This window comes from Bradyrhizobium forestalis (genome assembly GCF_002795245.1).
In the GTDB taxonomy this organism is placed as follows: Bacteria; Pseudomonadota; Alphaproteobacteria; order Rhizobiales; family Xanthobacteraceae; genus Bradyrhizobium; species Bradyrhizobium forestalis.
Genome location: NZ_PGVG01000024.1, coordinates 100,593 through 112,513 on the forward strand (window position 1 = coordinate 100,593; position 11,921 = coordinate 112,513).

The window sequence follows — 11,921 nt, forward strand, 5'->3', positions numbered from 1 at the left end:
GAATAGGATTTTGGTCGGAAAGTCCCGATTCCGGTCCGATGCAAGGCTCGAATTTGCTTAGAGCCCCTTGACATCACAGCACTTTCGGCAGAACGGCAGATGTTAAGTGTCATGGGCCGTTCATGGATTTGATTACCACCACCGCTGACCTCGCGGCTGCCTGCAGCCGGCTGGCCAAGCACCCCGTCATCACCGTCGATACCGAGTTTCTGCGCGAGACCACCTATTACCCGCTGCTATGCGTGGTGCAGATGGCCAGCGCCGAGGAAGCCGTGGTCATCGACGCCCTGGCCGAGGGCATCGACCTCAAGCCGTTCTTCGAGCTGATGGGCAACGAGGGCGTGCTGAAGGTGTTTCACGCCGCCCGCCAGGACATCGAGATCATCTGGCACCAGGCCAACATCATTCCGCATCCGGTGTTCGACACCCAGGTTGCCGCAATGGTGCTCGGATACGGCGACAGCATCGCCTACGACGCCCTGGTCGAGAAGGTCACCGGCCACCGTCCGGACAAGACCCATCGCTTCACCGACTGGTCGCGCCGACCGCTGACCAAGGAGCAGATGCACTACGCGGTGTCCGACGTCACGCATTTGCGCGACGTGTTCGCCGCGCTCGACGCCGACCTCAAGAAGCGCCGCCGCAGCGAATGGGTCTCCATCGAGATGGAGGTCCTCACTTCCCCCCGGACCTACGACTTCCATCCCGAGCGCGCCTGGCAGCGTCTGAAGACGCGCGTGCGCAAGCCGAAGGATCTCGCCGTCCTCATGGAGGTCGCGGCTTGGCGTGAGCAGGAAGCCCAGAGCCGTGACGTGCCGCGCGGCCGCGTGCTGCGCGACGAGGCGATCCGCGACATCGCCACTCACGCGCCGACCAGCCTGGAAAAGCTCGCCCATCTGCGCTCGGTGCCGAAGGGGTTTGAAAAATCCAAATGGGGCGCGGATATCGTCGCCGCGGTCGAGCGCGGACTGGCGCGGGATTTTGCGACGTTGCCCAAGCTGGAGAAGCCGCGCAACAACTCCAACGGCGCGGCCATCGTCGAGCTGCTCAAGGTGCTGCTGCGCATGACCGCCGAGCGCCACGCGGTCGCCAGCAAGGTGATCGCCACCGTCGACGATCTCGAAGAGATCGCGGCCGACGACGAGGCCGACGTGCCCGCCTTGCACGGCTGGCGCCGCGAGCTGTTCGGCGACGCCGCGCTGAAGCTCAAGCGCGGCGAGCTGGCGCTGGCGATCGAAAAAGGCCGCGTGATCGGGGTACAGCGGGCGTAGCGGTTGGCTGCCAACTGCCAACGCACAACAGCTGCAAAACCGTCATCCTGAGGTGCGAGGCGCGCGATGCAAAGCATCGCGCGGGGAGCCTCGAAGGATGAGCGGCCACGCTGCCGCCACTCCGAGAGAGTCGGGCCGTCGCCCTTCGAGGCTCGCCGAAGAGGCGAGCACCTCAGGGTGACGGCGATGGAGTTGCGCCGGCGCCTACGCCGGCGTCAGCTTGGCCACTTCGCTCTTCATGTCGTTCAGCACGCCCGAGATCGCGTCCACCAGCTCGTCGATCTGGGCCTTGGTCGTGATCAGCGGCGGGCAGATGGCGATGGCATCCAGCATGTTGCGCGAGATCACGCCGCGCTCCTGGAGCATGCGGCTGGCGATGCCGCCGACAGCGCCGGGCGTTGCCGCTGCGGTCTTGCGTCCCTTGTCGAGCACGAGCTCGAGCGCTGCGATCATGCCGACGCCGCGGACCTCACCGACCAGCGGATGGCTGGCGAGCTCACGTAAGCGGCCCTGCATGTAGACGCCGAGCTCGGCGGCGTGCGCGACCAGACCGCGCTCCTCGATGATCTTGAGGTTCTCCAGCGCGATCGCCGCGCCGACCGGATGGCCGCCCGCGGTGAAACCGTGGCCGAGCACGCCGATCTTGTTGCTCTCGTCCGCGATCGGCTCGAACATGCGATCGTTCAGGATGATCGCCGACAGCGGGAAATAGCTCGAGGTGATCTGCTTGGAGACCACCATCGCGTCCGGCTTGATGCCATAGGTGTCACAGCCGAACATCTTGCCGGTGCGGCCGAAGCCGCAGATCACCTCGTCGGCGACCAGCAGGATGTCGTACTTCTTCAGGACCTTCTGGATCTTGTCCCAATAGGTCGCCGGCGGAACGACGACGCCGCCCGCCCCCATCACCGGCTCACCGAAGAAGGCCGCGATCGTATCCGGCCCTTCCTTCTGGATCAGGGCGTCGAGCTCCTCCGCCCGGCGGCTCGCGAAGGCCTCCTCGCTCTCGCCGGGCGCGCCGTCCTTATAAAAATGCGGCGAGCCTGTGTGGAGGATGTTCGGCAGCGGCAAGTCGAACGAGCGGTGGTTGTTCGGAAGGCCGGTGAGACTGGCGGACGCGATGGTGACGCCGTGATAAGCGCGCAGGCGGCTGATCACTTTCTTGCGCTGGGGCTGGCCGAGCGCGTTGGAGCGATAGGCGATCAGCTTCAACACCGTGTCGTTCGCTTCCGAGCCGGAATTGGTGAAGAACACCTTGCTCATCGTAACAGGCGCGAGCGCGACCAGCTTCTCGGCGAGGTCGATCGAGGGCCCATGCGATTTGGCGGAGAACGTGTGGTAGAACGGCAACGCCTGCATCTGCTTGTGCGCCGCCTCGACCAGCCGTTTCTCGTTGAAGCCGAGCCCGACGCTCCAGAGGCCCGCCATCGCCTCAAAATAGCGCTTGCCCGTCGCATCGAACACATAAGGCCCCTCGCCGCGCTCGATCACCAGCGGACCGGCCTGCTGATGGGTGCGCGCGTTGGTGTAGGGATGGAGCTGATAGGCCACATCCCTGGCCTCTTGCGAATTGGGCAGCATGGACATTTGCGGAGATCCTTGAAAGCGTCACGGCGCAGGCAGAGCCGGCGTCATCACTCGATGATCGAGATACTTGGCTCAAGATACTTGGCTCAAGATACTTGGCTATTGCGACAGCGCAGAACTTGCAACGCCAATGTGTCGGCAGCAAGCGCTCAGCAGCGTTGCACAAAGCCGCACATGACAGGACCGCAGTGGGGGCAGTCCTCACGCTGCGCCGTCGTCGTCCCCATCGTCGGTGGCGGCAACGGCCTCCCTCACCTCCACCAGCGCCATCGAGAGCAAATAGACTGTCGTGGGCAGCCCAAGCCTGCGCGCCTTCTCGGCGGCACGCGACAGATCGCTCACTAGCTCCCTGAGCTCGTCTCCCCGGGACAATTGTCACCCCATCCACCGGTCGCGGCCGCCTACACCGCAACGGCACCGCTGGCTCTGATCAGTTCGGCGCTGGATTGAATTGTAGCAAAGTTCCCGATGACATTCACTACCGCATGCCTGTAGGCGGCGGCATCGTCGGTGCCCGGCTGCCGGCACGCCACGGCGTCAGTGACCACCTGGTAGCGATGGCTGCGGTGAAACCCGTCGATCGCGGTGGCCAGGATGGTCTCGTCCAGGGAAAAGCCGACCAGAATGCAGCGCGTGGTGCGGATACTGGACATATAGTCCACAAACCGCGACGAGCTGTAGGCGGACGGCAGCGGGTGCTCGAACGTCATCTCTCCCGGCCGCGGCTTGGTCTGCTTGATCCAATCGGTCAGCCTGGATGCCGGATTGAACCAGGCCGCCTGCGCGATGCGCTTCAGATGCATCACCGGCCACAGATTGCCGCGCCACAGCGTCAGGAGTTCCAGGCAGCGCGCCGTCGCCGCGTCACCATCGAGGATGACGTGGCGGCGGCCGGGGGTCAGGTACTCGACCTGAAGATCCGCACAGACCAGGATCGGCGGATCATCGTGGATGGAAGCCAGCATTTTGTTGCGCGCGGCTGCACCCGTTTCAGCGGTCGGCGAGTGCGAGGTCCCGCAGCGGTGAGGTCACCGCCCGCCCCGCCGAGGCATCGAGCACGCCAGGCCGGTCCCAATCGCCCTCGGGACGGATGATCACATAGGGATCGCTGTCCAGCGTGATGGCGTCCGGGCCCGGCTCGATCTCCAGCAGCATCTCCGTGTAGGAGAAATCGGAGAAGGTGATCTTGCGGTTGTGACCGAGCGGCTTGGCGCCGAAATGGGCCCAGAAATCGACCAGCCGGTCCTGCGCCTGGCCGTAGATCTTGCGAAAACCCTTGCGCTTCACATAGTCGACACTGGCCTGCACCAGCTTGAAGGAGACGCGCGAGCGCCGATATTGGTGCCGCACCGCGAGCCGCTCCACCTTGGCGAAATCGCCGAAGAAGCGCACTCTCAGGCAGCCCGCAGGCTCGTTGCCGACGAAGCCGATGAAATGCGCGGCGACCATGTCATTGCCGTCGAACTCCTCCTCGAACGGACAATCCTGCTCAGCGAGATAGACCGCCGAGCGGATCGCGGTCACCAGCATGAGATCGCTGGGATCGCGCGCGAGGCGGATGGTGATGGCGCGGGAGTCGGGCTTGGCGAGAGGAATCCTAGTACCGTGCATCTGCAAAGCTCCTTGCTTGGATGATCGCGCCTGGCATGCGCATCGGCTGCCGATGCCAGGGGCGCTCGTAGCACCAGAGGTCGGGTTGGAAGCTCGGGACGGGCGCAAAGCCTGTCGCCTTCATGATATCTCGTCCGGCCACCGTTGACGGTTGCGCATAGCAATCCGCGCCGCGAAACCTTATCTGGCGCAGGTGAGCCGCGGCCTTGCCGAGACCGGCGATGCCTCGGCCCGTCGCCGCGATCGCCCAGATGTAGATGGCAGCGACGTCTTCGTTCGCCGATGCGAGATAACGCATCTCGGGCGCGGTGAGGCAGATCTCGTCGAGCAGCAGCGCGTCGTGTCCGCGGTCATTGAGGAACAGGAAGGCCATGCCGCCGACGAGCTTGCCTTTCCGGCTGAACGTCAGGATGCTCTGAGGATCGAGAGTGAAGTATCTCGCAAGCTCCGCTGCGCCGATCTCCACGCCCGGCACCAGCCGGTGCGCCATCTCCGAAAGCGCCGCAATTTCGGAAAATTGCGCACAGCGGACGTCGACTTCCGGGCTCAGCGGCAAGGCATCGAAATCATGCCTTGCGGCAAACGAGCCCCTTTCCATACTCATATCACGCCTCTATCGTTCGAGGCTTTCATGCCCCGCTATGATGATGAGCTTAGCGGTTGGGGATCAGGAGTATGCAGCAGTTATTGCACCGGGGTGCTGCGATCATGCAGCACCGTGAAGAAGCCCTGGGCGCGTCCTGGGATGATTTGAAGCTGTTTTTAGCGTGCGCAAAATATAAAAGTTTTCGTAATGCCGCCGAAGAGCTCGGGCTCACCTCCACCACCCTGATGCGCCGCATCGACCGGCTCGAAGAGAGCATCGGGTGCAAGCTGTTCCTGCGCGACCAGAGCGGGCTCACGCTCAGCGATGAAGGCACCGCGATGATCGCCGACGTCACCCATATGGAGCGTCATGCCTTCAATGTCTTCCGCCGCGCCTCGCGATCGTCGAACGACACCACAGGCACCGTGCGCGTCGCGGTGACGGAAGGCCCCGGCAATTTCTGGATCCTGCCGCGACTGATCGATTTCCAGAAGACCTACCGCAAGATCACCGTCGACCTTCGCTGCGCGATGGAGCAGGCCGACGTCGCGCGGCTCGAATCCGATATCGCGATCCAGCTCGAGCCGCCGACCAATCCCGATCTGATCGTCGCCAAGCTCGGCCGCCTCCACATCTATCCCTTCGTGTCCAAGGAGTACGAAAGCCTCTACGGCGTGCCGGCAACGCTCGCCGAATTGAAGAACCACCGCATCATCAAGCAGAGCGCGCCGCAGGTCGACGACGGCGCCTATGCCCGCGTGCTCGGGTTGCAATCGCTGGAAGGCATCGTCGGGATCAAGACCAACTCCTCGGTCGGCGTGCTCTATGCGGTGGAGCGCGGCGCCGGCATCGGCTTCCTGCCGACGGTGTCGATCGCGCTCGGTGCGCCGCTCGTTGCCGTCGATCTCGGCGTCAGCCACCACGCCGATCTCTGGCTCACCTATCACAAGGAGTTCCGCACCTCCGAGCGGCACAAGATCGTGGTCGACTGGCTGAAGAAGATCTTCGATGCCAGGACCTATCCCTGCTTCCGCGACGAGTTCATCCATCCGAACGCGCTGGTGCCGATGATGACGGCGGCGCGCGAGGGCTTTGGCTTGACGGGCTATGTGGCGACGACGCCGACCTAAACGCAGGCGAGCGTCAGCTCACCATTTGTATTCGAAGCCGAGCGTACCCTGGTGCGAGGTGAGCTCGTTGCGGAACTTGCTGTCGTAATTGACGTAAAGCCGCGCCACGTTGGTCAGGCTGAGCGAAGCCGAGCCACCGGCATCCACGCCGTAACGGCTCTCGCCGATGCCGGGGACAATGATGTTCTGGGCCCCCAGGCTGACCTGAATCGATCCCAGGTCCTGGTGAAAATTATCGACGAACTTGCCGTAGGCTGACAGGTCCAGAATCTTCTGCTCGACGATGAAATAGCGGCCGATCTCGGCCCCGATCATGATGCGCGCGCGCGAGAGCGCCGTCGAGCCGACGTTGAGCGGGTCGAGACCGCCTGTCTCCTGGAACGCGGCGCTGGTGGCGCGCACATATTCCAGCGCGCCCTTGGGCACGATGCGCATCTGGTCCTTGGTCCAGTAATAGCTGATCTCGGTCAGCGCGCCGTCGATGGCGGCGCGATAGCCCGCGGTCGCAAGGCCAAGGCCGGTGTCGCGGCTGGAACGGACCTTGCCGAAGCCGTGCACCACGGCAAAGGCCCAGGTCCATGGGCCCTTGTCGACCGAGCCGCTGAACCCGAGCTGGGTCAGGTCGAGCGTTGCGGACTGCAGCGCCAGCGGCACGTCGATGTCGGTGTGGCTCTGGTCGATGGAGAATCCGACATTGACGCCGGGCGCGAGTCGCGCGCCGAAGCCGGCGACGCCGCCAAAGGTCTTGCGCTTGTCGCCGACAAAATCGCCTTGCGCATCGGTCCGGACCGAGAGGCCGTAGCCCTCGAACCAGGTGCGGTAGCGCGGATCTTCCGTGCTCGCCGACGCGCCGCCGCCGCCGGGATTGGTGCGGAACGCCCGGTTGACGCCGCCGGATGCCTGGTTGCCGAGCCGTTCCAGGAAGCCCGAGCCGAGATTGAGCGCGCTGCTGCCGGCTGACTGATCGTAATTCGTCGACGTCGGCGACGGAATCGGGGTCGGTGACGGCGTGGGCGTCGGGGTCGGCGTGGGCGTCGGGCTTTGGGCGAAGCTGGGCGTCGCTGCCGCCATCATCACGACCAGCGCAAACGCCATGGCAAGCGCAGCCGCGATCCGGCGGACGCGGTCCAGCCCGATCGTCTGTCGTGTCCTGGAGAGCTGCGCGGCGCAGCACATGACGATGAATCCCGAAGCAAAGTGGCGGCGCGCAAAAATGCAACACGGTCTGCGACGCTTGCGGCGATTTGTGCCGAACTGCCACGGAGGGTCAACCGGTTGGCGCATGAAGGCCGAGGCTATTGCACCAATTGTGGTTCCGCTGCCACAGGTCGCAAATTGCGTTTGAAGACACCTGGTCCGGTCTTGAAATCCGCACGCAGCTTGCTAGCGGGCGGTTTTCATGTTGCAATATCGGTCACAATCGGAATTGGCCGCTTAGCTGTGCGTTTCGCGACATTGACCCTCAAGACTCGAACAGACTTCCGGAAGCCCGTTTGTGGCGTGGCACGCGAAAAGCGGCCGCGTCTTTTTTGTATCTAGTGGAGGAGACGAGCGATGCCGCAAAAGGGCACCGTCAAATGGTTCAACCCGACCAAGGGCTATGGGTTCATCAAGCCGAACGGCGGCGACAAGGACGTGTTCGTCCACATCTCCGCCGTCGAGCGTGCCGGACTCTCAACCCTCAATGAGAACCAAGTGGTTGAATTCGACCTCGTGGAGAACCGCGGCAAATCATCCGCGGAGAACCTCAAGGTCTCCTGATGTCTCTCAACTGAACGCGAGAGATCATGACGTTGCCCCCGGCTCTGCCGGGGGATTTTGTTTGAGCACCAAACGCGACGGCGCTTCAGCCTACCACCGGCGCAACCAAAAAATTCTCCGACGGCCCGCTGCCATCCGTCTTGCACACATCGCCTTCGATACGGACCTTGCCGATCGCGAGCAGCCGCAGCGCCTCGGGATAGATGCGGTGCTCGACCTCGAGGATGCGCTCCGACAGCGTATCGGCGGTATCGTAGTCGCTGACGGGAACCGCGCCCTGCATCACGATTGGGCCGGCGTCGGTCTCGGGGATGACGAAGTGCACCGTCGCGCCAGACAGTTTGACGCCGGCGCGCAACGCCTGGCCGTGCGGGTCGAGGCCGGGGAACAACGGCAGCAGCGAGGGATGGATGTTGAGCATCCGCCCGTACCAGGCTTTTGTGAACTCGGCCGTGAACAGGCGCATGAAGCCGCCAAGACAGATCAGCTCGATGCCGTGCTGGTCGAGCGCGGCCTGCAGCACCTTTTCGAAGCCGGCGCGGTCCTTGCCGAACGGCTTGCTCTCGATCACCAGCGTGTTGACGCCGCTCGCCTTGGCCCGTTCGAGCCCGAGCGCATCGGCTTTGTTCGAGATGACGAGCGAGATCTCCGCCGGGAAATCCGCGGCAGCAGCTGCCCTGATCAGCGCGGCCATGTTGGAGCCGCGCCCGGAGATCAGGATAGCGACACGACGCTTCATCACAGCGCCAGTCATTACAGTGCCAGGTCGAGGTGGCCGTCATAGACGACGCGGTGCTCGCCCTCGGCCGGGATCACGGTGCCGAGCTGCGCCACGGTCTCGCCGGCATCGGTGAAGACCTGCACGACCTGCTCGACCTTGTCGGGCTCGACGATCGCAATCATTCCGATGCCGCAGTTGAAGGTGCGCAGCATCTCAAGCTCGGCGATGCCGGCCTGTGCGGCCAGCCATTTGAACACCGGCAGCACCGGCAGGCGGGTGAGGTCGATGCCGACGCCGAGATGCTTGGGCAGGACGCGCGGGATGTTGTCGGTGAAGCCGCCGCCCGTGATGTGAGCAAGCCCCTTCACCGCGCCGGTCTCGCGGATCGCGCGCAGGCAGGATTTGACGTAGAGCCGCGTCGGCGTCAGCAGCGCGCCGCCGAGCGTCATCACGGGCGCGAACGGCGCCTGCGCCGCGAAGCCGAGACCGGATTGTTCCACGATCTTGCGCACCAGCGAGAAGCCGTTGGAATGTACGCCCGACGAGGCAAGACCGATCACGGCATCGCCCGCCGCGATGTCCTGGCGCGGCAGCAGCGTACCGCGCTCGGCGGCGCCGACGGCAAAGCCGCCGAGGTCATAGTCGCCGTCCTTGTAGAGGCCGGGCATCTCGGCGGTCTCGCCGCCGATCAGGGCGCAGCCGGATTCGCGGCAGCCCTCCGCAACGCCCGCGACGATCGCGGCGGTGGCCTCCGGGTCGAGCTTGCCGCAAGCGAAATAATCCAGGAAAAACAGCGGCTCGGCGCCCTGCACCACGAGGTCGTTGACGCTCATGGCGACGAGGTCGATGCCGATGCCGCCATGCAGGCCGGTCTCGATCGCGATCTTGACCTTGGTGCCGACACCGTCGGTCGCGGCCACGAGGACCGGGTCCTTGAAACCGGCCGCCTTGAGGTCGAACAGGCCGCCGAACCCGCCGATCTCGGCGTCGGCGCCGGGCCGAGCGGTGGCGCGCACCATCGGCTTGATCAGGTCGACCAATCGGTTGCCCGCGTCGATATCGACGCCTGAATCGGCGTAAGTGAGGCCGTTTTTGCGGTCGGTCATGCCCGATTTCCAGTGGTTTCGCGGCTGGTTACGTCGAATTCCGGGGACGCGCAATGGCTCGCATGGCGCTCCTCCCTATACTATGTAGAGATATCAACCGGTTCAGCCTCCCGAGGGGCCGGATTCGAGGTCAGACCGGGTGCCGGGAAGCGCTTTCGTGAGTATTCCGAACATCATTACCCTGGGCCGCATCATGCTGGTCCCGATCATCGTCTGGGCTATCGTGTCGAGCCAAATGGAGGTGGCGTTTGCCGTCTTCCTGATCGCCGGCATCAGTGATGCCGTGGACGGATTTTTGGCCAAGCGCTTCAACATGACGAGCGAGCTCGGCGCCCTGCTCGATCCGCTCGCGGACAAGGCGCTGCTGGTCTCGATCTACATGGCGCTCGGCATCTGGGGCGCGATTCCGCGCTGGATCGTGATCCTGGTGGTCTCGCGCGACATCATGATCGTCACCGCCGTGATCGTGTCCTGGTTGTTCGACCGGCCCGTCGAGATGAAGCCGTCGAAAGTGTCCAAGCTCAACACGGTCGCACAAGTAGCATTCGCGGCCTTGGTGCTGGCGGCGCTTGCCTTCGGCTTCAAGCCCGCGCCTTATGATATCATCCTGATGGGTCTCGTGACGGTCTTCACGCTCTCTTCCGTGTCGCTCTATCTGGTCGAGTGGCTGCGGCACATGAGCACGATCGAGGCCAAATGAGGTGGGGGATGCGGCCCTGCAAAAGGCCAAGTCCTGCAAGATCAAGTCCTGCAAGATCAAGTCCCGCACGATCAAGTCGAACCTCGTCAACAGGGCCGGCGCGCCGGCATGGAGCAAAGCAAGCGTGGCAGGCCGCGTTCATCCCCGACAATTGGCGTTTGCACTTCCGCACGCGGAGAGCCTCAGCCGGGACAACTTCCTCGAAGGCCCCGCCAATGCGGCCGGTCTCGGCCTGATCGACAGCTGGCCGGAATGGCCGAACCGGATCATGTGGCTGGCCGGCCCGGAAGGCAGCGGCAAGAGCCATCTCGCCGCGATCTGGGCCGAGGAAGCAGGCGCCCGCTCGACCACCGCCAATGCACTGACCTCCGCTGGCGTTCCCGGGGCGCTCGCCACCGGCGCGCTGGTGGTCGAGGATCTCAAGGCCAAGGATTTTGACGAGCGCGCCCTGTTTCACCTGATGAACCTCGCCCGCGAGGACGGCGCCTACGTCCTGTTCACCGGACGCGAGACGCCGGCCGCGCTGGAGATCGAACTTCGCGACCTGCGCTCGCGTCTGCGCACCGTTCCGGTGGTCGCTCTGCTGCCCCCCGACGACCAGCTCTTCCGCGGCCTGATCGTCAAGTTCTGCGCCGACCGCCAGCTCACCGTGGACGAGAGCGTGGTCGGCTACCTCGCAACCCGCCTGGAGCGGTCCTCGGCGGCCGCGCGGCACGCCGTGGAGCTGCTCGACAGCGAGGCCCTGCGCCTCGGCCGGCCCGTCACCCGGGCGCTGGCCGCCGAGCTGCTGCGGGACGCCTGACCGGCTCGCCCCTGAAGCCCGCTTGACGCAGCGGAGCGGCGGAACATCAATGTCATCGAAACGTCATCGCTCTAACACATGCTCCCGCCGATTTTGCGCGTAAGTCGCAATTGGGGTGAACTGGATGGATCGACTTCTGATGGACTCTGCGCAAGCTGTTGAAACCAAAGAGAAAGCCCCGGAAACCGAGGGCCTGCCGGCGATCGCATCCAGCCCCGAACGGTTCATCAACCGCGAGCTGTCCTGGCTGCATTTCAACCGCCGCGTCCTCGAGGAATCGGTCAATCCCAACCATCCCGTGCTGGAGCGGGTGCGATTCCTGTCGATTTCGGCGAATAACCTCGACGAGTTCTTCATGGTCCGCGTCGCCGGCATCAAGGCCCAGGTGCGCGAGGGCATCGCGGAGCGCAGCCCCGACGGTCTGACGCCGTCGGAGCAACTCGCACTGATCAACCGCACCGTCTCCCAGCTCGCCTCCGACCAGCAGGCGATCTGGCGCGACCTGCGCGGCACGCTGGCCGATGTCGGCATCGTGCTGGTGGACGGCAAGGACGTCACCAAGGCGGAACGGACCTGGGTCGAGGACTACTTCCTCAACAACGTCTTCCCGCTGCTGACGCCGCTCGCGATCGACCCCGCCCACCCC

The 11,921-nt window shown here is 64.4% G+C and carries 13 protein-coding genes and 1 pseudogene; 6 read left to right on the top strand and 8 right to left on the bottom strand.

Going from position 1 to position 11,921, the window contains the following annotated elements; genetic code table 11:
* Positions 1-122: 122 nt before the first annotated feature.
* Complete coding sequence (gene rnd, locus CVM73_RS25555) at positions 123-1,271, top strand: ribonuclease D (RefSeq protein WP_100234595.1); 1,149 nt, start codon at positions 123-125, stop codon at positions 1,269-1,271.
* 204 nt (positions 1,272-1,475) lie between these two features.
* On the opposite strand, the gene CVM73_RS25560 is transcribed toward rnd, so the two are convergent.
* The 5 genes from CVM73_RS25560 to CVM73_RS25575 all read right to left on the bottom strand — a co-directional run bounded on the left by CVM73_RS25560 (position 1,476) and on the right by CVM73_RS25575 (position 5,073).
* The gene (locus CVM73_RS25560) at positions 1,476-2,858 is read right to left on the bottom strand and encodes an aspartate aminotransferase family protein (protein ID WP_100234596.1); all 1,383 of its coding nucleotides are present in this window, start codon (positions 2,856-2,858) and stop codon (positions 1,476-1,478) included.
* A 201-nt stretch (positions 2,859-3,059) separates the two neighbouring features.
* Positions 3,060-3,200, bottom strand: coding sequence for a hypothetical protein (locus CVM73_RS40495; RefSeq protein WP_167407037.1), 141 nt, complete (start codon positions 3,198-3,200; stop codon positions 3,060-3,062).
* Between the two features lie 59 nt (positions 3,201-3,259).
* Positions 3,260-3,823 carry an isochorismatase family protein gene (locus CVM73_RS25565; RefSeq protein ID WP_100234597.1) on the bottom strand — a complete coding sequence of 188 codons (564 nt, stop codon included), beginning with the start codon at positions 3,821-3,823 and terminating at the stop codon, positions 3,260-3,262.
* A 25-nt stretch (positions 3,824-3,848) separates the two neighbouring features.
* A complete protein-coding gene (locus tag CVM73_RS25570; RefSeq protein ID WP_091892890.1) occupies positions 3,849-4,469 on the bottom strand; it encodes a GNAT family N-acetyltransferase in 621 nt (206 codons plus the stop codon).
* On the bottom strand, positions 4,456-5,073 hold the full coding sequence (locus CVM73_RS25575; RefSeq protein ID WP_167407046.1) for a hypothetical protein: 618 nt from the start codon (positions 5,071-5,073) through the stop codon (positions 4,456-4,458). The genes CVM73_RS25570 and CVM73_RS25575 overlap by 14 nt, the downstream gene beginning before the upstream one ends.
* A 71-nt stretch (positions 5,074-5,144) precedes the next feature.
* On the opposite strand from CVM73_RS25575, the gene CVM73_RS25580 reads away from it, so the two are divergent.
* A complete protein-coding gene (locus CVM73_RS25580) occupies positions 5,145-6,185 on the top strand; it encodes a LysR family transcriptional regulator (RefSeq protein ID WP_100234599.1) in 1,041 nt (346 codons plus the stop codon).
* 18 nt (positions 6,186-6,203) lie between these two features.
* On the opposite strand, the gene CVM73_RS25585 is transcribed toward CVM73_RS25580, so the two are convergent.
* Positions 6,204-7,361, bottom strand: a complete 1,158-nt coding sequence (locus CVM73_RS25585) for an autotransporter outer membrane beta-barrel domain-containing protein (RefSeq protein WP_100234600.1) — start codon at positions 7,359-7,361, stop codon at positions 6,204-6,206.
* A 378-nt stretch (positions 7,362-7,739) separates the two neighbouring features.
* Between CVM73_RS25585 and CVM73_RS25595 the strand changes: the two genes are divergently transcribed.
* Positions 7,740-7,946 carry a cold-shock protein gene (locus CVM73_RS25595; RefSeq protein ID WP_024338088.1) on the top strand — a complete coding sequence of 69 codons (207 nt, stop codon included), beginning with the start codon at positions 7,740-7,742 and terminating at the stop codon, positions 7,944-7,946.
* Positions 7,947-8,031: 85 nt separating this feature from the next.
* Here the strand turns inward: CVM73_RS25595 and purN are convergent, their stop codons facing one another.
* Both purN and purM read right to left on the bottom strand, forming a co-directional pair.
* Positions 8,032-8,685: a phosphoribosylglycinamide formyltransferase gene (gene purN / locus CVM73_RS25600; protein ID WP_167407047.1), complete on the bottom strand. Its 654-nt coding sequence runs from the start codon at positions 8,683-8,685 to the stop codon at positions 8,032-8,034.
* 14 nt (positions 8,686-8,699) lie between these two features.
* On the bottom strand, positions 8,700-9,773 hold the full coding sequence (gene purM, locus CVM73_RS25605) for a phosphoribosylformylglycinamidine cyclo-ligase (protein ID WP_100234601.1): 1,074 nt from the start codon (positions 9,771-9,773) through the stop codon (positions 8,700-8,702).
* A gap of 157 nt (positions 9,774-9,930) precedes the next feature.
* Here purM and CVM73_RS25610 point away from each other — a divergent pair, with 157 nt between their 5' ends.
* From CVM73_RS25610 to CVM73_RS25620, 3 genes and pseudogenes are all read left to right on the top strand, one after another.
* Complete coding sequence (locus CVM73_RS25610; RefSeq protein WP_100234618.1) at positions 9,931-10,473, top strand: CDP-alcohol phosphatidyltransferase family protein; 543 nt, start codon at positions 9,931-9,933, stop codon at positions 10,471-10,473.
* Between the two features lie 124 nt (positions 10,474-10,597).
* On the top strand, positions 10,598-11,275 hold the full coding sequence (locus tag CVM73_RS25615; RefSeq protein ID WP_100234619.1) for a P-loop NTPase family protein: 678 nt from the start codon (positions 10,598-10,600) through the stop codon (positions 11,273-11,275).
* A 139-nt stretch (positions 11,276-11,414) separates the two neighbouring features.
* Positions 11,415-11,921, top strand: a pseudogene (locus CVM73_RS25620) (RNA degradosome polyphosphate kinase); the annotation flags it as partial.

What these genes read in the sequence shown, in the direction of transcription:
- rnd (WP_100234595.1), top strand. Translation starts at nt 123, where the DNA reads ATGGATTTGATTACCACCACCGCTGACCTCGCGGCTGCCTGCAGCCGG.
- CVM73_RS25560 (WP_100234596.1), bottom strand. Translation starts at nt 2,858, where the DNA reads ATGTCCATGCTGCCCAATTCGCAAGAGGCCAGGGATGTGGCCTATCAG.
- CVM73_RS25565 (WP_100234597.1), bottom strand. Translation starts at nt 3,823, where the DNA reads ATGCTGGCTTCCATCCACGATGATCCGCCGATCCTGGTCTGTGCGGAT.
- CVM73_RS25570 (WP_091892890.1), bottom strand. Translation starts at nt 4,469, where the DNA reads ATGCACGGTACTAGGATTCCTCTCGCCAAGCCCGACTCCCGCGCCATC.
- CVM73_RS25575 (WP_167407046.1), bottom strand. Translation starts at nt 5,073, where the DNA reads ATGAGTATGGAAAGGGGCTCGTTTGCCGCAAGGCATGATTTCGATGCC.
- CVM73_RS25580 (WP_100234599.1), top strand. Translation starts at nt 5,145, where the DNA reads ATGCAGCAGTTATTGCACCGGGGTGCTGCGATCATGCAGCACCGTGAA.
- CVM73_RS25585 (WP_100234600.1), bottom strand. Translation starts at nt 7,361, where the DNA reads ATGTGCTGCGCCGCGCAGCTCTCCAGGACACGACAGACGATCGGGCTG.
- CVM73_RS25595 (WP_024338088.1), top strand. Translation starts at nt 7,740, where the DNA reads ATGCCGCAAAAGGGCACCGTCAAATGGTTCAACCCGACCAAGGGCTAT.
- purN (WP_167407047.1), bottom strand. Translation starts at nt 8,685, where the DNA reads ATGAAGCGTCGTGTCGCTATCCTGATCTCCGGGCGCGGCTCCAACATG.
- purM (WP_100234601.1), bottom strand. Translation starts at nt 9,773, where the DNA reads ATGACCGACCGCAAAAACGGCCTCACTTACGCCGATTCAGGCGTCGAT.